17 protein-coding genes are annotated in these 20,762 nt (G+C 39.6%); 4 read left to right on the forward strand and 13 right to left on the reverse strand.

The features are described from left to right. Window positions 1–2: 2 nt before the first annotated feature. Both ACGF5R_RS04725 and ACGF5R_RS04730 read right to left on the reverse strand, forming a co-directional pair. A complete protein-coding gene (locus ACGF5R_RS04725; RefSeq protein ID WP_387689934.1) occupies window positions 3–3,776 on the reverse strand; it encodes a translocation/assembly module TamB domain-containing protein in 3,774 nt (1,257 codons plus the stop codon). Beyond that, window positions 3,773–5,515, reverse strand: coding sequence for an autotransporter assembly complex family protein (locus ACGF5R_RS04730; RefSeq protein WP_387689936.1), 1,743 nt, complete (start codon window positions 5,513–5,515; stop codon window positions 3,773–3,775). The genes ACGF5R_RS04725 and ACGF5R_RS04730 overlap by 4 nt, the downstream gene beginning before the upstream one ends. Before the next feature lie 114 nt (window positions 5,516–5,629). Between ACGF5R_RS04730 and msrA the strand changes: the two genes are divergently transcribed. Then, a complete protein-coding gene (gene msrA, locus ACGF5R_RS04735) occupies window positions 5,630–6,277 on the forward strand; it encodes a peptide-methionine (S)-S-oxide reductase MsrA (protein WP_387689938.1) in 648 nt (215 codons plus the stop codon). A 154-nt stretch (window positions 6,278–6,431) separates the two neighbouring features. Continuing rightward, on the forward strand, window positions 6,432–7,763 hold the full coding sequence (locus ACGF5R_RS04740) for a hemolysin family protein (protein WP_112894283.1): 1,332 nt from the start codon (window positions 6,432–6,434) through the stop codon (window positions 7,761–7,763). A 110-nt stretch (window positions 7,764–7,873) separates the two neighbouring features. On the opposite strand, the gene ACGF5R_RS04745 is transcribed toward ACGF5R_RS04740, so the two are convergent. Next, window positions 7,874–8,080: a DUF1107 domain-containing protein gene (locus ACGF5R_RS04745; protein ID WP_011148633.1), complete on the reverse strand. Its 207-nt coding sequence runs from the start codon at window positions 8,078–8,080 to the stop codon at window positions 7,874–7,876. A 290-nt stretch (window positions 8,081–8,370) separates the two neighbouring features. On the opposite strand from ACGF5R_RS04745, the gene ACGF5R_RS04750 reads away from it, so the two are divergent. Then, the gene (locus tag ACGF5R_RS04750; RefSeq protein ID WP_112894284.1) at window positions 8,371–8,925 is read left to right on the forward strand and encodes a YtfJ family protein; all 555 of its coding nucleotides are present in this window, start codon (window positions 8,371–8,373) and stop codon (window positions 8,923–8,925) included. Between the two features lie 96 nt (window positions 8,926–9,021). Here the strand turns inward: ACGF5R_RS04750 and cysQ are convergent, their stop codons facing one another. Both cysQ and ACGF5R_RS04760 read right to left on the reverse strand, forming a co-directional pair. Next, entirely contained in the window at window positions 9,022–9,765 is a 744-nt protein-coding gene (cysQ, locus tag ACGF5R_RS04755) for a 3'(2'),5'-bisphosphate nucleotidase CysQ (RefSeq protein WP_112877170.1), read from the reverse strand. Between the two features lie 314 nt (window positions 9,766–10,079). Then, a complete protein-coding gene (locus ACGF5R_RS04760; protein WP_112877169.1) occupies window positions 10,080–10,700 on the reverse strand; it encodes a peptidylprolyl isomerase in 621 nt (206 codons plus the stop codon). 270 nt (window positions 10,701–10,970) lie between these two features. Here ACGF5R_RS04760 and ACGF5R_RS04765 point away from each other — a divergent pair, with 270 nt between their 5' ends. Further along, window positions 10,971–11,687, forward strand: coding sequence for a LuxR family transcriptional regulator (locus tag ACGF5R_RS04765; RefSeq protein ID WP_112877168.1), 717 nt, complete (start codon window positions 10,971–10,973; stop codon window positions 11,685–11,687). A 36-nt stretch (window positions 11,688–11,723) separates the two neighbouring features. Here the strand turns inward: ACGF5R_RS04765 and ACGF5R_RS04770 are convergent, their stop codons facing one another. The 8 genes from ACGF5R_RS04770 to rpsR all read right to left on the reverse strand — a co-directional run bounded on the left by ACGF5R_RS04770 (window position 11,724) and on the right by rpsR (window position 20,758). Further along, window positions 11,724–13,019, reverse strand: a complete 1,296-nt coding sequence (locus ACGF5R_RS04770; protein ID WP_112877167.1) for an acetyl-CoA carboxylase biotin carboxylase subunit family protein — start codon at window positions 13,017–13,019, stop codon at window positions 11,724–11,726. A 10-nt stretch (window positions 13,020–13,029) separates the two neighbouring features. Next, window positions 13,030–14,217 (reverse strand): MFS transporter, encoded by a 1,188-nt coding sequence (locus ACGF5R_RS04775; protein WP_112877166.1) that lies wholly within the window; start codon window positions 14,215–14,217, stop codon window positions 13,030–13,032. Between the two features lie 124 nt (window positions 14,218–14,341). Further along, the gene (locus ACGF5R_RS04780; RefSeq protein ID WP_112877165.1) at window positions 14,342–16,039 is read right to left on the reverse strand and encodes a carbamoyltransferase C-terminal domain-containing protein; all 1,698 of its coding nucleotides are present in this window, start codon (window positions 16,037–16,039) and stop codon (window positions 14,342–14,344) included. Window positions 16,040–16,062: 23 nt separating this feature from the next. Then, the gene (locus tag ACGF5R_RS04785) at window positions 16,063–16,866 is read right to left on the reverse strand and encodes a dimethylarginine dimethylaminohydrolase family protein (protein WP_112877164.1); all 804 of its coding nucleotides are present in this window, start codon (window positions 16,864–16,866) and stop codon (window positions 16,063–16,065) included. Further along, window positions 16,863–18,053, reverse strand: a complete 1,191-nt coding sequence (argG, locus tag ACGF5R_RS04790) for an argininosuccinate synthase (protein ID WP_387689941.1) — start codon at window positions 18,051–18,053, stop codon at window positions 16,863–16,865. Before argG ends, ACGF5R_RS04785 begins: the two co-directional genes overlap by 4 nt. Then, the gene (locus tag ACGF5R_RS04795) at window positions 18,043–19,251 is read right to left on the reverse strand and encodes a PLP-dependent cysteine synthase family protein (protein ID WP_387689943.1); all 1,209 of its coding nucleotides are present in this window, start codon (window positions 19,249–19,251) and stop codon (window positions 18,043–18,045) included. The genes argG and ACGF5R_RS04795 overlap by 11 nt, the downstream gene beginning before the upstream one ends. A gap of 788 nt (window positions 19,252–20,039) precedes the next feature. Continuing rightward, window positions 20,040–20,492 carry a 50S ribosomal protein L9 gene (rplI, locus tag ACGF5R_RS04800; protein ID WP_112877162.1) on the reverse strand — a complete coding sequence of 151 codons (453 nt, stop codon included), beginning with the start codon at window positions 20,490–20,492 and terminating at the stop codon, window positions 20,040–20,042. A gap of 38 nt (window positions 20,493–20,530) precedes the next feature. Then, window positions 20,531–20,758, reverse strand: coding sequence for a 30S ribosomal protein S18 (gene rpsR / locus ACGF5R_RS04805; protein WP_000135199.1), 228 nt, complete (start codon window positions 20,756–20,758; stop codon window positions 20,531–20,533). Between the last annotated feature and the right edge of the window lie 4 nt (window positions 20,759–20,762).

Raw genomic sequence — 20,762 nt, forward strand, 5'->3', positions numbered from 1 at the left:
TTTTAAAACTCAAACTGATAGAGCAAATCCAATGTCTGATCAATACCAGACACCGCTTCCAGATACAACCTAGGCATTAACCTATAGCGTAAGGTTAATGTTGCTAGTGAATCAAATATACCAACACCATACTTAACTTGCAGATCTTTTGTAATCTTTCCGCTAACAACTACCTGTGATTTATCACCAACCCCCTGAGTATCCAGTGCTAAGTCGGAAACACCAAATATTTCACCGATCTTACCCACCAACTGACCACTCTGTGCAACCCCCAAACCTATTAATATTGCCGTCATCTGTGAGTTGTCCGAGTTACTATTCTCTAACCCTTCACCACGCAACAGATAAGAAAGTGCTTCCAATTGTGATCTAACAGGCTCTGAAAAAATTTCTACTTTTGGCTGATCCGCTAAACCGCTCACCCTTACCCCTGCAATAACCCGCCCATCGGTAGAATCTGGGTTACGAATAGCCTCAATGTTAAGTAATGGCTGATCAGGTGGGCCTGAGAACATAATCAGCCCTTTACGAACGATCAGATCCTGTCCATAAGTATGGAAACGACCATCAAGAATATCAACTTGACCATTCAAACCCAGGCCTTGTTTATCTTGAACAACCATCAGATCGCCTTTAAGTTGTGCTTTAAGGCCGAAGGCACTAAGACGAACATCATCTCCTATATGAATCGTCAAGTTACTTTGAATCGGGATAGACGCTTTTTTCTGTTGTAATGGCTGAAGATTCTCATTCAATATAACTTCATCCGATGAAACCTCAACTGTCGATTCTGGCAGCTCCTTCACGGTAATACGCGCCCAAGGAATACCAACGCTACCATCCAATTTCAGCAACTGAGGAGAAGCCTCAAACACCAGAGCAGGGCTAACATCAATTTTCACCATTGGTGGAAAAACTACTCTTAACTTGTCGCCGTTAGCCGTTACTCGTGCATGCCATGCATCCACATTACGCCAGTCTGCATCACCATTTAGGTTAAGCTGACCCTTCGGCGTTTTAATAACACCATCAAGAACGGAACGTATTCCATCAAAATTCACACCAATTTGCCCTTGAGTAATATCAAATGGGATCCAATGGCCCGAAGCTTGCAGTGCACTCAAGTCTAACCGGCCAAACAATAATGGATTTCTGACATTGCCTCCCAGAAGCAGGTGAGCATTCAAATGACCTTCAGCTTTATCACCTTTTCCAAGAATCGGCTTGATTAACACCAGTGAAATATCCTGAATATCTACATTTCCCGACAGCTTACGGCTCCCAGCAAGATCAGCAACCTGTACGCCACCGTTGAATCGGCCATTTCCCATAATCTTAAATAACCAATTCAACTCTGCTGTGCCATTCTTCAAGCCTACATTGAGTGTCAGGGTCTGGAAATCTACCGGTAATGTAGTGCCATCAACCATCTGCCTAACATGCACCCCATCACCACGCAAATTAACGTTGGCCTGAGGCAATCCGCTTTCCGCGTTCCATTTAACGTCGGCATTGCCACTGAATACACCTTTCAAATATGTTTCAGGCCCCAGTAATGGCTGAATCATAGCAAGATCCAAACGTTCAAGAACAATGGATGCACTACCGCTGGCGCCAGCTTCAATGGATTCAGGTACGCAGAGCTGCGCATGTGGATTCAGCCAACAGTGAGGGCCCACAGTGACTTTTTGCTGCTGATTAAGATAATCAAGAGTTATCGCTTTAGTTAAACGCCATTCTCCAACCGGGGTGTCAAAACGGGTATTGTTAATGCTACCTTTCCATCGCTGTTGCTTACGATCAAAACTACCATTCAATGCAAGTTGACCAGCAATCGGTTTGCCGTCAATCTTCAATTGCAAGTTGTGCTGTTTCTCATTGCCCTTAACATCCAACGTAAAATTACGGACAATCAAATCAGCTTGTTTCAACTCACTGACTTTAACAGCAAGATTCCCTTGGATCTGTTCAGCAGAACGTACATCCCCTTTCACATTCACTCGATCAATGCGCAAATCCTGCCATTTCAACCCGTTAGCATTGAGATCAACCAAAAGCTGAGGTGCTTGTATATTACCACGTAATTTCAACGTTCCATTCACGACACCGCCAAGCCCCGGAAATATACCATCCAACTTCGGTGCACGGATATCGCCATCCAGTTTCCACTGTTTGAACAATTGTCCCTGGAGATTCATTTTATTGCGCCCTAAAGCCAGCTCGAATTGAGGAATATTCCACTGACCAGCCGCGTTACCAGAAATCTTACCTTTGGCTTTTATTACGTTCTGTTTTACGTTACCGTCCAGCGTAATTTCCGGGATATGAAGCTGCCAACTACCACCGTGTAAACTACCCCGGGTAACTATTTTCCCATCGATTTTGGCTGGCCATTCCGGCCACTGTTTAGCGGTATTGATCCCGGAGAGTGTCAGCACCGCATTCCAACTTACCGCCTTACTCCAATCTGCCATACCTACCAGTTCACTCTTTCCCTGCAAAGCAGACAGGCGTAAACGGGTCAACTTAAACTGTTCTTCATTACCTTTGGCATCTAATACAAGTAATGCTGGCGGGATTTCACTACCGTTAATACCGGAACGCAATGACAAATCATAACCACTGGCCTTACCATTGAGGCGCATTTTTACGCTATCAAGCTGATATTCTGGCTTCCCCGTTAAAGGCCAACTCAGTTGCTGGCTTTCAAGCGTCACCCTCACTGGCAAACCTACCTTAGCCAGTTCCGCTTGAGCATCAAGTTTAGCACTGACAGGACCAGACAAATTCAGCCCTAAGCTGAGTTGCTCCAGTAAAGCGCCATTAAGCTTTACATTAACCTTTTGCCCTTGGATCTCTTGTCGACTTAGCTCACCTTTTATTACCAGTTTTATCGGCCATTGCTGTGCCAGAGTCGCGGAACCATTAATGGCAAGAGAACCTTGCGGCATTTTAACATTCAATTTATTGAGCTGAATCTGCTGCCCCTGATTGCTAAGTTGCAGTAAAAACTCATTGATTGTGATATTGGTATCACCCGTCAGCCGTAACTGCTTACCACTTATCCCTGCAACAGTCATATCCAGTGGAATAGGCACTTCTGGTAATGTTGCCAATAGCGGTTGAGAGAATAATTTTTTCAAAATTTCTCCCAACGATTTTTCCAGTTCGGTCCCTCGTTTCGCTTTCTCCTCTGCTTCCGCTATTTTCAGCCGTTCAGGGGGAGTTTTTGGCAGTCCCACCAGCAACCCATTAATTTTCGTTGGCTTAAGCGTTAATGCCTTTTGCTGCCACTGAGCTGCGGTTCTAAATTCATCAAGGGCAAATACCACGCCATTTACAGTGACAGTGGCATTTTTAACGGACAACAAATCAAGTGAAATCGGATATGGTGTCCTCAGTTCAGTTAAAGGTGCTGACTTTGGCGACGATTCTCCCGCAGGTGGCAATCGTTTGGTATTAATTGCAACTATTACGCCTTCTGTCGTTAATGCATTAATACATAACTGACTGTTTTTAAAGCAGGAAAGACGAAGCGAAAGGTGGAGTTGATTCACATTGACATCAACACCAGGCATTTGATACTTAACGCCTTTCAGGGTCAAATCACGCCAACCGCCACTGACGCTGGCTATATCTAGTCCCGGTACCCAACGAGCAGCACTATTAATCATAAAATGCAGGCCAGATTGCGTTCCTACCAACCCGGCAACAACAATAACCAACAAAGTCACCATCAGCAGAAAAGTAATACTGACCTTTTTAATCCATCTCATAATTCAGATCCTAACCCGATGTAAAACTGGATATTACGGGATTCTGAATCCCCTATTGGTCTGGCAAGGTCAAATTTAATGGGTCCGACCGGAGAAGCCCAACGCACACCAACACCCACGCCGGTTTTAAAATTGCTCTTTCTAATGTCATTAATGGCTTCACCGGTATCAACAAAAACAGCACTCCACCAATTACCCGTTACGTTATATTGGTACTCAAGTGAACCCACAACTAGTGAGGACGCACCGGTCAATTTTCCTTTATCGTCTTTAGGGGAAATTTTCTGATATCTGTAACCACGAACACTGTGATCACCACCAGCGAAAAAGCGTAAGTCGGGTGGAACCTTCTCGAATGCATTGGTTTCTATCCAACCCAAATTACCCCGAGCAACAAAACGGTGATTATCCCAATAAGTTCTGATCCAAACGTTTTGCGCCTGTAACACCAAGAAATCAACATCAGAACCCCAAAAAGTATCAGAGATATCAATAGAATAGCGCTGGCTATCGCCCCAATAAGGCATCGTTCCTCCACGCTGGCGAATACGGCTAACATTCGCTCCTGGGTACAATAACATTGCCGTATTGGTGACATTAGCCTGAGTAAAGTGGCTGAGACTCCAACGCATATTGATCCCATACTGCCAACCCGTTGAAAGATCCCAATTACGGGAAAGATTTACTGTCGCGGTATCTGATACGGTATCGTTGATATCTTTACGCTTATACCCCGTCTGCAATGCGTAATATTGCTCTAACGGATTCATCTTCAGCGGCATTTTATAGGTAGCATCAATAACCTGTTCAGGTGCAGAAAGGTTGATGCTGGTGCTAAGGCTGTGTCCACGGGAATTAAGCCACGGTTTTGTCCATTTCGCCTTTACCCGTGGCCCTACATCAGATCCATAACCCCCACCCAGTTCAACATAGTTTTTGGAACGTGGAGTTAATACCGCTTCAAGAGGAAGCATTCCGTCACCATTTTTTCTAGCGGTATTAAAATCCGGTGAGACTACTGCTGAATTAAACCAGCCAGTTTCTGCTAACCGCCGATTCAATTCGGCCAATTGTTCAGAGGTATAAAAATCCCCTTCTTCGAATGGAACTAGATGATTCAAATAGTCTTCGCGGATCTGTGAACCACGATAACGCACCTGACCAAAGTGATAACGCTCACCGCTATTAAAAACAAAGTCCCAGAATGCCTCATGCCGTTCTTTGGCAACACCCAATTGGCTCTTTTTCATAACCGCGTCAAAATAACCTTTCCTAATAGCGAGCCCGGTCAGAGAACCTTTAAAGTTTTCATATTCATCATGATTTAGAATCGTTCCTTTCTTTGGGCTTTTGCTTTTAACAAGTTTGGCATAATCTCCATCTGTCTTAGCCCCACCTTCCAAAACAACATTAACATCGGCAATTCTCACAGGTTCACCCGCAGTAACTTTTGCCGTTAATACCGAGCGAGCTGGCGGTTTATTTTCCTGATAGGTAAATTCGATAATAGGTTCATAATAACCAAGCGGGCGCAAGCCTTCACGAATCGCTTTATCTACACGAGATCGAAAACGGCCATCTGGCGCAACTTCGTCAGTGCTGATAGTGGAGAGATGAATTCGGGCATTTTTTTCCAACTTACCTGTTAATCCTTCTATTTTCAGACGAAGATTAGCACTATGAGCAATGGGAGTTACGATAGACACACAAAGAAAGCATAAAACGGGGTATCTCGACACGCGAACTCCTAACCTGATCGGAATAATTTAACTATAATCAATTTATCTTGAGTAAAGTTTACAATATATACAATCTATCAATATCTGAAAACTTAATAATTACGGGAGTGAATTGTGCCAACTTCAGCTAATAAAAGCCTATCTATTGATCCTCATAGTGCATTACCAGGCAGAACTGAGCCACTTAAGGTTTCACCTAACCATGCTATTACCGATCATACGATAGAACCTGTTCCAGAAAATATGGAAGTTGCCTATTTTGGTATGGGATGCTTCTGGGGCGTAGAACGCCTATTCTGGCAACAACCTGATATTTACACCACCTCCGCAGGTTATAGCGGTGGTACAACACCGAATCCAACTTACGAAGAAGTTTGTAACGGCCTGACCGGACATGCTGAGGTTGTTAGAATTGTTTACGATCCAGCAAAAAACAACTACGAAAACTTATTAAAACTTTTCTGGGAAAACCACGATCCAGCTCAAGGGATGCGCCAGGGCGGGGATATTGGCTCTCAGTATCGCTCCGCGATTTATACCGTGTCACCTCAGCAACATGAATTGGCATTAGCCAGCCGTGAACGTTTCCAAAAAGCAATGCAACAACAAGGCGATAACCGTCCTATTACAACGGAGATCACAGAAGCGGGGCCATTCTATTTCGCTGAAGACTATCACCAACAGTATCTATTTAAGAATCCTGAGGGGTATTGCGGGATAGGCGGTATTGGTGTTTGCCTACCCAAAATGAACAAAAACTAGCCGCCACATTTAATTAATGTTATAATTACTAAGCTAATCAATAGCTTTCTAAGTTTTTGTTGTCACTTTTTATTTTATATGATTTTTATTGTTTCCTCCGGTGCTTTTCTAATGACAACCTATCCTACCACCGGAGGTAGAACATGGATTCCTTATGCTAAATAGTCTCTTAATAGTATTTCTATTGTGCGCGATAAGCGCCTTTTTTTCGTTATCTGAAATCTCTCTTGCTGCCTCCAGGCGAATCAAACTAAAACTGATGGCAGATGAAGGTAATGTCAACGCAGCCCATGTCCTCAAATTACAAGAAGCGCCGGGAATGTTTTTTACCGTGGTGCAAATCGGCCTAAATGCAGTGGCAATTTTGGCAGGTATTGTCGGTGAATCCGCATTCTCTCCTTCATTGAAAACGTTTTTCATGAAATTTATGCGCCCCGAATGGGCAGACCAGTTGGGCTTTATCTGCTCATTTACCATTGTGACCAGTATATTCATTTTGCTCGCTGACTTGACACCAAAACGTATCGGCATGATTAAGCCTGAAGCAGTCGCCGTGAAAATCGTTAACCCAATGCGTTTCTGTCTGACAGTTTGTCGTCCACTAGTTTGGCTATTTAATGGCCTGTCTGATCTTATCTTTAAGCTCTTTAAAATTCCGACAGCGCGTAATGAAGATATCACATCCGATGATATTTTTGCGATTGTGGAAGCAGGGGCTGTTGCTGGTGTGTTGCGTAAACAAGAGCATGAACTGATTGAAAACGTGTTCGAGCTCGAATCCCGCACAGTGCCTTCTGCCATGACCTCAAGGGAAAATATCATTTACTTCGATAAGAATGAAAGTGAGGAAAGTATCAAACAATGGGTTTCTAGCCAGCCACATTCCAAGTACCTAATATGTGATAGAGATATTGATCACGTTATCGGTTATGTGGATTCCAAAGATCTGCTTAACCGTGTCCTAAGTGGTCAAAGCCTAAGCTTCAATAAAGGTGTCCAGATCCGCAACGCGCTGATCATTCCAGATACCTTGACACTTTCAGATGCACTGGAAAGTTTTAAAGCAGCGGGTGAAGATTTCGCTATTATCCTGAATGAATATGCGTTGGTAATGGGTGTGATTACCCTTAATGATGTTATGACCACACTAATGGGTGATTTAGTCGACCAAGGACAAGAAGAGCAGATCATCATCCGTGACGAAAATTCATGGTTAGTAGAAGGAGGAACACCTATTGATGATGTACAGCGTGTACTGGATATTGATAATTTTCCTGATTCAAGTAACTATGAAACCATTGCAGGTTTCATGATGTTTCGGTTGCGTAAAATTCCAAAGCGTACTGATTCAGTTAAGTTTGCTGGTTACAAATTTGAAGTTGTCGATATTGATAACTACAAAATCGATCAGCTATTAGTCACAAAAATCACTGATACTCTCACCACGACACCAACGCAAAACCTGCCTATCAGTGATGATAAATAAAAACGGCCTATTCTTGAGCTAAGGCCGTTTAGTATTCTCATGTTAAGCGCCACTTATTGTTATTTTGTGGCGCAGATTACACCAGTATGCACCCGATTCTTTTTCGTTATCTATCCTATTTCGGCCTGCAAACGTAGCACTTGCTGATTGACTTCGCTCATTACACTAAAATGGCGCTTATCTCTCACCTTCGGCGGTAAAATTTTGCCGCAGTCGAATTCAAAAGCCCCCATATCTTTAATGTATAAACGTCCACGGAATAAAGTTTTAACGTAGAGAGCAATTTTCAGTGGGTTATATCGGTGAAAAATTTTCATCTCTGCTTTTTTCCTCCTAAATACTTTTTACGGTTACGTTTGGTGAACCAACTCCATACACCATACCGTTATGTAGAATAATAGACTGAATTTATCCGATTTTGTTCCCTCCATTTTTAGTTTTATGCACTGAATTTACATAAAATGACAGATATTTAGATATACATAACTATGTAACTTTATCTCTTACTTAATGTTAAAAATTTGATCTTCTTTAAAGAGATAAATCAGTTAATACCCGCTATGCTAGAGATCCATGCATTGTCACATTAACCTACAAAGGAAAAATTATGATAAAGAACTTTATGCTATATGCTGCGCTACTTTGTTCTCCTGCTTTAGCATTCGCCCACAACATCACTCTGGAACAACAGGTTCCTGCGATCAGTGTTTCTGATAAAGGTGAGTTGTTACTCAACAATAACAAGTTTAGCTACCAAAATTGGGATAGTGGAAAACTGATTGGTAAAGTGAGAGTCATACAACATATTGCAGGTCGTAGTGCAGCTAAAGAGATGAATGCTCCACTGATAGAAGAAATAAAACGCGCTGATTTTTCAAAAGAAAAATACCAAACAACCACCATCATCAATATCAATGATGCAATATTCGGCACTGGACCATTTGTCCGCAGCAGTATTGAAGATAGCAAAAGAGAGTTTCCGTGGTCTCAGTTTATCGCTGACAGCAACGGTGTGGTCAAAAAAGCTTGGCAGTTGGAAGCTAAAAGTTCTGCCATTATTGTCCTGGACAAAAATGGCGTAGCGAAGTTTACCAAAGAAGGTGCGTTAAACGGTAGTGAAATCAAACAGGTCATTGAATTAGTCCGTAAGGAACTACAGTAAAAACACCCGTGGTGATAACGACTTACAGGTATGTTTTCGTTTGCCCTTATCACCACAATTCCGCTGAAAAACAAATCTACTAGAAAACAACCACGATTAAAAAATCGTTACTCTAAATCCCGGATTCAGGAATGATTCACGAGGCGTATAATCTAGCGTCTGGCCTTTCCAGTTGGTCACGTGAGCACCAGCAGCAATGGCTATAGCATGACCCGCCGCAGTATCCCAGATATGAGTGGGTCCAAAGCGAGGATAAAGTTGCGCTTTTCCTTCAGCCACCAAACAGAACTTCAGTGAAGACCCCACAGAAACCGTCTGATGTTCACCTAGCTGATTGAGATAATCTTCTAATTCTGTATCCATATGAGAGCGGCTAACGACGACCATTGGTGGATTAGCATCACGAATCTTAATCGGCAAACATTGACCTCCACAGACTTTTTTCCATGCCTGCCGCCCTTGCCCGGAATAAAGCGTATCCTGCACAGGAGCATATATCACTCCCATCACAGGAACGCCCTCATCAATCAAGGCGATATTAACCGTAAATTCACCATTACGATTAATAAATTCCTTGGTACCATCCAGAGGATCAACTAACCAATAGCGCTTCCAATCACGCCTCTCTTCCCAATTAGGAAGCTCTTCTTCCGACAACAGTGGAATTTCCGGAGCGATACGGGATAATCCGGCTTTAATTATTTTATGAGCCACAATATCAGCCATAGTCACCGGTGAATCATCTTGCTTATGATCAACTTTCAGGGGATGTTCATCCTGATAAATTGTCATAATAGCCGCACCAGCTTCCTGAGCCAGTTGGCAGATTTGTTCTAGCATCACACACCTCTGCGGTTAGTCATCTGTTATCATTTTAGACTATATTACCAATTGATCTTTTTATTGGAACGGTAAGAATTTTATTACTACTCCTAATAGCATTCCTGTCTATTTTTCAGATAAATGGCAAAAGCTAGCGGGCCAAAGACTCTATTTAAAGAAATAATTAGGAAATTGAGGGAAAGCCAGTTCATCGGCAACATCCTAGCTGAAATTTTCGATGGCTTGAAAATATCCCCCACTTTTTAAATGGGTTTGTCAGTAGTCTGAGACGGATATACCGGCTATTTTTTAATCCTACTTCTAGATAAAACTTACAGAATATCCAACAATTCCACCTCGAAAATCAGAGTGCTATATGGGGGAATCGATGCACCAGCACCACGCTCGCCATAAGCCAAATTATAAGGGATATAAAGTTCCCATTTAGAACCGACAGGCATCAACGTCAATGCTTCAATCCATCCAGCAATCACCCCATTTACAGGAAATTCAGCCGGTTCACCACGCTGTACTGAGCTGTCAAACACGGTGCCATCAATCAGACGACCCGTATAATGAACACTCACGTGGTCAGTATGGGCAGGAATTGCACCATCACCCTGTTTTAGTACAGAGAACTGTAAACCAGATTCTGTCGTGCTTATACCGTCACGCTGAGCGTTTTCTGCCAGAAACTTCTGACCCTCTTCTGCCATAGCTTGCTGACGTTCACGACGCACACCATCTGCACGTTCATGCATTTCACGTAAGGCTCGATGCAATATATCGACCGGCACCGCTGGAGAATGATTTTCCAGCGCATCACATAACCCCGCTAACAACGCTTCAGGTTCCAGACCTTGCAGGCCAGACTCCAGTAATTGCTGACCAACCTGCAAGCCAACCCCATAACTAGCTTGTGCTTCGATAGAGTCAAAAGAAAGTTTTGCCATGAAAATACCTGTGATCAAATTAAATTAGACCTGCAAGCATAACAGCGCTATGCAGCAGGGTAAACCGAAGATGTCACCAGGAAAATACATGTCGCCCAAATATATAAGAGCTAATAATAGATATAATTCTAAGTAGCATATTTATTTCTTAAAGGTTACAATATAAAAATTCAATTTTTAAAAATTTTTACTTATAATTGATTATATGAATAAAATATTTTTTATATAAAATTAATTTTATTGCAAATATTATATAATGAGGAAAATCTTATGAATAAACCATTTAATGAGATTTTATCAGAAATTAAAAAGTCCAAAACCATGCCTGAATTAGAAAAGAGGTTGTTAAACGCGATAAACTATCTGGGTTTTGAATTCTACTCAATTTATCAGGAAGAAAAATATCCATTCACGACAAAAAAATATGTTCTAATAACCAACCTAAATATAGAAACCGCAAGCAATTATAATCAAGATAATAATCACGACAGCGACCAATTAATGAATGGTGATTACACTTTCTCTATTCCATCAGTTTGTAATGATAAAATATCAAAAGCCGCTGACTTTATGATTAAAAAATCAAATTCAAATAAAAATGAAGTTAAAAATAGTCTTTCAATAAAAATTAAAGGTTATCATGGAGAAAGGTCAATTTTTTCAGTTGCCAGAAAAGAAGGCTCTATTTCCCACAATGAAATACTTAATAAAGCAGGAGTATTAGGCATATTGGCAAATGAATGCATAAAAACATTTAATAACCTAAAAAATAAAAAGGATAAAATCATTGTTCCAACGCTCTCTACCAGAGAAGTTGAAGTCATAAGATGGACTTGTGAGGGAAAAACTTCTGCTGAAATAGCCGATATACTGGATATTTCAACAAGAACAGTTAATTTCCACATTAACAATGTCATGGAGAAATTAGTGGTTCCCAATAAAGTTGCAGCAGTTGCTAAAGCAATAGCATATAATCTAATCATATAATAATTAGAGCCCAAATAAGGCTCTAACCATACGAAATTATAAAATATAATTAGACAATATATCCCTCCATGCATCATTAATTTCATTCATCAGGGATTCACATTTGACGTGCTCATCATTAATATGTACACAAACGTAACCACAGAAATCATTATTGCTTTTTGGTGTTTCATAAACCGGTGAATTCTTATCTAAATTAATTTTTATTGCAATAATTTCGTAACATAATCTACTCAAAATATTATCAACAGATGCTAATAATAGTTCATTAACTTCTGTTTGATCGAATTTACCATTAATCTTGCCATCTTTACCTGCCAGCAAATTAATCAAAAATGCCCTTCCCTTTGCTTCAGGCAATATCATTCGATCACTAAATCCTTTGACTAAATGGTCAACCCAAATTTCCTGCAAGCTTATACCATATACCCGGTTAGCCATATCCCAAATACGCATACCCGCTGGTCTACGATTAGTTTCAACCAGAAAAGTTTCTCCCGTTTTACTATCTTGCTTAATCTCATTATGGAATGCGCCAAGAGTCTGCCCTGAAATCAGATTCATTGCCTGCCCTGCTTTATGTAATGCAATCGTATTTCTGCCATCACATTGCGCCGGAACTATTTGCCCTATTTCAACAGGAAATTCCCCTTTCTGGGAAACTTTTTGCGTTAAAAATGCCATACAACCAATACCATCGTACGAATATTCTGTATCGAAAATAATAAGTTCTTCTGCAAGAGTTTGATTACCACCAGATTGCTCAACAGATTGAGCAAAAGCCGTTGGGATTTTACTTCTATCTTTAACCGCTACCACGCCTACATTTGCCCGACCACAATTAGGCTTAATAATCACACCATACGGAACAGAATCATAAAACTCTTCTAGTTCTTTAATCTCATTAATGAAAGTATATCGAGGCGTCTTAATATGTTGTGCCGCAAGCAACGGTAATATTCGAGTTTCTTGTTGGCGAAATTGATATTTCTCAATACCTGCGAAGCTTAATTCGGGATCATCACCATAAACGTTTAATTTCTTCGCGATAACAGCAGCATACCCAGATACCGCATCCATAAAAGGAAGAATACCAGCACATGTCATATTAAGTTCAGCAAGAACTGTCATCACACTATCAACATAATTTTCTGTTCGTACAGGAATATGATAGACAAATGGTGTGACATTTTTTTCCTCACCGGACAACATATCGCTAATAATCACCAACTCAAGGGAGTAATTATATCGAATATAGTCACGAATATTGACGATTTCATTCAGCCTTGCCGGAAGATAATCAAGCACTAACAAATATTTTTTCGAACTCATATTTCCTCCATTATTGACTATTATGCAGATTAAATTTAAGCGAACGATAAGGATTAATAATGATAAACATCAATAAAACAAATGCAGAGAATATCAGATAAATACTATTGTAGGAAAAATAGTTCAGTAAATTAGCACAAATAAAACTGGTTAAAGGTGTCGCTAATTGATTCAAAACCAGCACCACACCAAGATACTGAGAAAAACGCTGCTTCGGAATAAGACTTGCTCGATAAGAGCGTGAAAAAAGATTAAAACAACCTTCCGAACCAATAACCAGTAAGAAACCTAATGTGTAAACCACAAATAACGGCCCAGTAGCAAATAGTGTCAGACCACATAACGCAATCAGAAAAGCCGTTACACCAACGATACGCACATCAAAAATCCGGCACAATTTTGGCGCAATAAAAAAAACACAACAATTCACCAGCCCCGCATAAGCCAAAAGCTGAGCATAACTCCCTTTCGGCTGTGAAAAAACACTGGTAATAACATAAACTGCCGTTGACAAAATAGCACCTTGCATCACATTCATCAGGAACGTCAGACTAATGACGCGTAACAAGGGGGGGTTTTCCATCAAGAACTTAAAAATGGCCGGCAGATTATACCCTTCTCTATTAGCGTGTTCTTCAATCCGGTTTTTCCTTTGTAGCTGAAACCATATCAAGCTACTAATCAGGAAAGGAAAAAATGCAAATGCAAATACCGCATAAACACTGAATTTATAAACCAGCACGCCGACAACTGCCGGGGCTGCAATATAGGTAAACTGTTCAACAAATTGTAAACGAGAGTTAACAGAAGGTAATTCTATTGCACTCATATTTTTAGAGACAAAACCTTCAAGGTTGACATATCCCGCCCCACTAAAAAAGGATAAAACACATGAGAGAGGAATAATGATATATACGATGCTATTATCAGAATATATAAATGAAAGGATAAAAAGAAATAAACAAACTAATGATCGAAAAATATCACTCAGGAATAACATAACCAGAGTATGCATCCTGTCGCCCATCCAGCCAGAAATGGGGAGTGAAATCACCCTGAATAGCCGTTCAAGCCCAAAAGCAAAAGATGAAAGTGAAGCGCTATTAGTTGAGGTATATACTAATACAGGCACAGCGAACATAACAAATGCCTCTGAAAAAACAGAAAAAAAGCGAGCCAGTATGATCCTATGTATCATTAATATTACCTCAACCTTATTATCTACCCCATTAGGCTATTTTATTTATCAATTTGGCGATGAGCAAGGCTCAAACTGATTCCATCAACTACGCCTACTGGGATAGATTTTTACTATGCAATAATTAATGAACAGATTTAATCAAATAATTCCCCAAAACTAAATAATCAATATTTGTTTTCATGAAAGTTTTAATGGCATCATCAGGAGAACAAACAATCGGTTCACTATCGTTATAAGAGGTGTTCAGCAACAAAGGTACACCGGTTTTCCGATAAAATGCCTCAATCAACTGGGCATAATCTGGATTTGATGCACTATCTACCACCTGAACTCTGGCAGTACCATCTTCGTGAACCACTGCCGGAATTTTCGATGCTTTATCTACTTTAGCATCCATCGCTAACAACATATATTTTGCAGCTTCCGGTAATTCCTTCCGAACATGGAACCAATCAGCAACATGTTGACGCAATACACTAGGCGCAAATGGCCTAAACATTTCACGATGTTTAACTTTACGATTCATTAAATCGCGAATATCTTTATTTCTTGGATCAGCCAACAAACTACGATTACCTAATGCCCGCGGCCCAAATTCCATCCTCCCCTGGAACCAGCCAACGACATTATTTTCAGCCAGCAAGCCTGCGACAACTTCATGAATATTCTCTTCATATGTCCAGTCCAAACCGTGGGCCTTCAAACTACGCTGGTAATCATCTTCACTATATTCCAGACCCCAATAGGTATGCGTCAGAGGATAGCGCTGATTATTTTCAAGAATATGATGCCAAATAAATAGTGCGGCACCTGTGGCAGTCCCGGCATCATGTGCAGCAGGCTGAACAAAAATATCTTCGATATCCAACTCTTCATATAATCGTTTATTCGTTATACAATTTAATGCGACGCCACCCGCAAGGCAGAGTTTATTCGTTGCTGTTTCCTGTAAATAATGATGAGCCATATTTAACACTATTTCATCAGTTATTTGCTGGAGAGAAGCAGCAATATCATAATATTCCTGTGTCACCTCTCCACCAGGGACTCTTTTCACAATACCAAACAAAGATTCTAATTTAGAAAAGTCTTGGCTACGGAAATTGAGAACGGTGTTATCAATAGTAAACTCACCTTTCTCATAAATTTTGACGAATTGTTGGAACGCCGACATAAAACCTTCAGGCTTACCATAAGCAGACATTCCCATCACCTTACAGGCATCGTATACAGAGAAGCCCAAGAATTCTGCCAATTTTTCCCACATAAAACCGATTGAATGGGGGTATTCAATGGTTTTAATTTTTTTCAGACTATTGCCATCGCCCAGATATACCCCTGCGGTATTATCCTCTCCCACACCATCAAGTGATAAGGTTAACGCTTTATCAAATGGCGAAACAAAATAAGCAGATGCAGCATGAGCTGTGTGATGAGGAACCCAATGAAATTGGCCACGGAATCCCATTGATTGCAAAATTTCTGGTACTGAAGTGGTTTTGCGATAAAAAATGGACTCACCCGATACACTTCCCCAACTTCCCTCATTGGTGACTTCATCAATAAAGACTGATTTTCTTCGTTCTATCGGATCAATGGAAAACCCGATATGACTCACATCTTCCAAGCGAATACCCGCAAAGTCTAATGCAACTTCAATGGAAGCCAATGGCAGTTCATCAGGATTATCAATATTTGCTGGTTTTCCGTGTTTCCTTCTATTTAGACGCTCTTCTTCAATAGCAAAAATTGTCTCTCCATCCTTTAATAAGCAAACTGCTGATTCATGGTAAACTGAATTTATACCTAAAATATACATGACTTATTATCCTCCCATTATAATTATTTAACTTTTAATACTAAGCAGCGCAGACTACCACCACTCTTTAAGAATTCACTCATATCGCATTTAATGACATTATAACCATAATTATTTAATTGACGTTCAACCTCTATAGAACAATCATGCATGAGAATATCTTTACCTATTGGGATATTATTACAAACAAATAATTCCTTAGCGTCATGTTCTGATATTGAGATCCGGCGTTCAAATGTTTCAGCAATATAATTCTGGCTCTCTTTAGTAAATGCTTCTGGATAGTAAATAACCGTATCTTTGTCAATAAACGAGAATGCCAAAGCCACATGAAAGAAAGTCTTATCCTGAATATGTAGTTCACCTTTAACTTTAAGTTCTGGATAGACTTTCTGAATTGTATTTATTGCTTCTTTATCTGAGCGAGGACCATAACCAAATATGATGTCATTATCCCAATAGATAACATCTCCAAGCCCTTCAAAATAAATATCTTCATCAACACGATGTATCTCATAACCTAGATCTTCCAGATAATCGATATAGTACTGGCTTTCCCCCTGGCGTTCAGCGTGCCGGAAATTACTAGCAAGGAATTTATTATTATGCACCATGCCACAATCACCTGAGAAAGTCATATCAGGCAAACCATTAACAGGATCGATAGTGCGAATAGTGATACCACGTTCAGTCAACCGTTCATAAAGAAAATCCCATTGTTGCTGTGCCAATTCTTTATTGACTCTATTATTAGGGTCCATCCAGTCATTAATAACGTATTCAATATCATAAAAATCCGGTTTACACATTAATAATTCTTTAATCATAACTTTTGCCTCATCTTAGATTTAGCACTTTGCTTAGTATGGATATTAAATATTTTTGCAAATCCCTCTGCATCGTTTTGACTATATAAATGCCCACAATTATATATTGCTAAATTATCATCATAGATAGTCGTCTTTGAAGTACGGGAACAAACGTTGGCATATTTATAGCCTAATTCAAGCTTAATCTCACCATTGACATATTGATTCATGCTATCAATAAAGTGGTTTAAATGAGTTAATAAGGGATCATACCAAAGCCCAGAATAAACTAATTCAACCCATTTTTTATCAATTATCTCTTTAAACCAATTTTCGTGACGATTACTACAATAACATTCTAAATCACGATGTGCGGTAATTAAGATATGTGCGGCAGGTGATTGATAAATTGCTCGTGTTTTCAAACCGACAATACCATCTTCAACAATATCAAAAATACCAATTGATAGTTTTTTACCAATCTTATTTAATATTTCAATAATTTCATATAATGATTTCTTTTCGCCGTCAATCGATATCGGTATACCATTCTCAAAACCTAATGACAAAAATATTGGCTCAGTGGCTGATAGTGCATGCTCAAATAATTTCTCTCTGGCATCTTCAGGAATTAATGTTTCCGGTTCTGCCAACGGACCACATTCGACACTTAATCCCCATATATTTTCACTAGTAGAATAAGGGTTATTACAACCAAATTCTTGAGGAATACCATACTTCATAGCATAACTATTTACGATATTTTCGTCGTATTTAAAATCTCTCAACGAAGCAATAGGTATTTTATTCAGAATTTCTATATTCATATCCATTCTGACTTGATCATTACCTCTGAATTGATGGGCAATATAATCAATATTGAGCTCATTGGCTACTTCAACTGCCGCCTCAGCAATCGCAGGACGGGAAAGTGCCGCACTGAGAAAATAACCATGTTGATAAATAGCATTCGCTTTTATCGCTTTTGTAAGGAAGTGTTCAGCATATTGTGCTCGATAATCTTTATAGATAAATTTATCAGCACCTGCAACCATGCATTCCAATTCAATATCGTCAATGTCTCTTACCTGCCCTTCATCAATATAAAGAGCAATTACCTCTCTATATTCAGATTTAAGACTTCTTATGATAAGAGGATTATAGAGGCGATTATAGTAAATCACCAAAACACGATCAGAACTCATTTAATACGCACCCCATGTTTGTAATAATTTCTTCTAATTGAGGTTCTGTTTTACTTTCCTCAACTAATTCTGAGAAATTATTTTCAAATAACCAAGTATCATTATAAATTGTGTCGATATAACGTTCTCCACTATCAGGAATAATGACAACAATATTATCTCCAGGTTTAAAATCATCCAGGCGATTTAATGCTGCGCTTACCGCGCAACCTCCCGTTCCACCAATTAAAATACCTTCATTTCTGGCTAACTTTCTTGCTACTCGGAATGCATCAATATCTGTAACTTTCAAGGTAATATCGATATTGGTACGATCCAGAATAGAAGGTATAAACGTTAGTCCTGCACCTTGTACCAAATATTTTCCTGATTCACCACCGAAAATAATTGACCCCTCTGGTTCAACACCATAAATTTGTATCTGTGGATTTTTCTCTTTCAAATAACGGGAAATTCCAGTAAGTGTTCCACAACTTCCTGCCGTCGCAAAACAAGCCGTCAAATTATTGCCAAAGGTTTCATACAACTCACGCCCCGTGGAACGATAATGCTCATCAGGATTAACCTGATTTTCAAATTGCATAGGGCTAAACGCATTCGGATAAGCTTTTATAATCTCTTTAGTTAAATCAATGCGATATTTGACAGTATCCGTTCCCGCTTCAAATTCTGGCAGGAAAATGATTTCCGCACCAAACGCTTTTATGTTATCGCGTTTCGCTGCCGGCACCATGCGATCCAAAACCGCAATAAATCGATAACCTTTAACGGCACACGCCATTGCCAGGCCAATTGCCGTATTACCCGATGATGGCTCAATCACCACCATTCCCGGTCTTAATTCTCCCTGAGCCTCAGCCCTTTCCAACATAGCAACTGCAATACGATCTTTGATACTCCCACCGGGGTTAATATTCTCCATTTTGAGAAAGACATTAATACCTTTAGTATATCTACTATTCAACATAACTACTGGAGTATTACCTATAGTTTGTAATATGCTTTTACCAAGATTCATACCAGTTTTATCCCTTATGTCTGGGTTAATATGAAGAACATATAATGATGACAAGGTATTTTTATCAACACATAAATAAATCAATTCAACATTTAATATACCTATTAATTTATTGATGAAACAATTCAATTTATCAATAACTATGGAGAATAAACTCATACCTATTAACAATAAGCGCATTCATTTGTGTTCTCACACAAGGGTTAATTAACAAAAATTATAATTATAAAATTACGCTTAAAAGTCTACTGTCAACTCTGACAGTTATATCAATAAAATCCCGTATAAATTTTTGATATTATTATTTAATAATAAGGATATATATTGATATCATTAAATATTCTTATGTGAAATCATATAAAATAAATTATCATTATAAAGACAAATAACCGAAATTATATAAAAATATATTTTTATATTATTATGAAATAATCATGCGTGTAATTAACTAGATTTAGATGTAGATATATTAAAATATTCTATAAAAAATCCACATATCACAATAGAATTAACAATACCGATATTATCTAATAATAAAAAATACGAATTCAATTATTTATAGATATTAATCTAATAATGAATAATATTTCCAATATAAAAACGCAAAATCAATAATAATAAAAACCGGCTAAAAGACAACATTACAGAAGAATAGATAAGAGAAACCATAATTCTATAAACGACAAATAAGGTAGTAAATGTAAAATAAATCAGATTAATGCTCAGTTGCTGGGCATTATCGGCAAAAACCTTATATACCCGTTATCTTTCAAGTTGCCTCTTTGTTGGCTGCACTCACCCACCCCGGTCACATCGTTATCTATGCTCCCGGGGATTCTCTCCCTTGCCGTCGCAAAGCACCTTGAAATCCATAGGGTATAGACTTACCAAGAGAATGGTAAGTTGAGGCAATAAAAAACGCCGGCATTGCCAGCGTTTTTTACTTATTAGCATCAGTTAATCAGCGATTAAGCTTCAGCAACAACGTTAACGTTCAATTTAGCGAATACATCGCTGTGTACCTGGAAGTTAACTTCGTGTTCACCAATAGTACGCAGAACACCATTAGGCAGACGCACTTCGCTCTTAGAGACTTCAACGCCCGCGGCGGTAACTGCATCAGCGATATCACGAGTACCGACAGAACCGAACAGTTTACCTTCGTCACCTGCTTTAGAAGCGATAGTAACGGAACCCAATGCATTGATTTTCTCAGCACGAGCTTCTGCTATTGCCAGAACGTTAGCCAAGTTAGCTTCCAGTTCAGCACGGCGAGCTTCGAAGAATTCGATGTTTTTCTTAGTTGCAGGAACAGCTTTGCCCTGCGGTACTAAGTAGTTACGGGCATAACCCGGTTTAACGTTAACTTGATCACCCAGGCTACCCAGGTTTGCTACTTTATCAAGCAGAATAATTTGCATTACCTTATCCTCTCAGAGTCGTTAATGGACTGTGCCGATTACTGATGACGATCAGTGTAAGGCAACAAAGACAGGTAGCGCGCGCGCTTGATAGCACGAGCGAGCTGACGCTGGTATTTTGCACGGGTGCCAGTGATACGGCTTGGTACAATTTTACCGCTCTCGGTGATGTAGTTTTTCAGCGTAGCGATGTCTTTATAATCAATCTCTTGAACGCCTTCCGCGGTGAAACGGCAGAACTTGCGACGACGGAAATAACGTGCCATTTGG

The sequence above is a fragment of the Photorhabdus sp. RM71S genome (assembly GCF_042879355.1).
GTDB classification, from domain to species: Bacteria; Pseudomonadota; Gammaproteobacteria; order Enterobacterales; family Enterobacteriaceae; genus Photorhabdus; species Photorhabdus kayaii.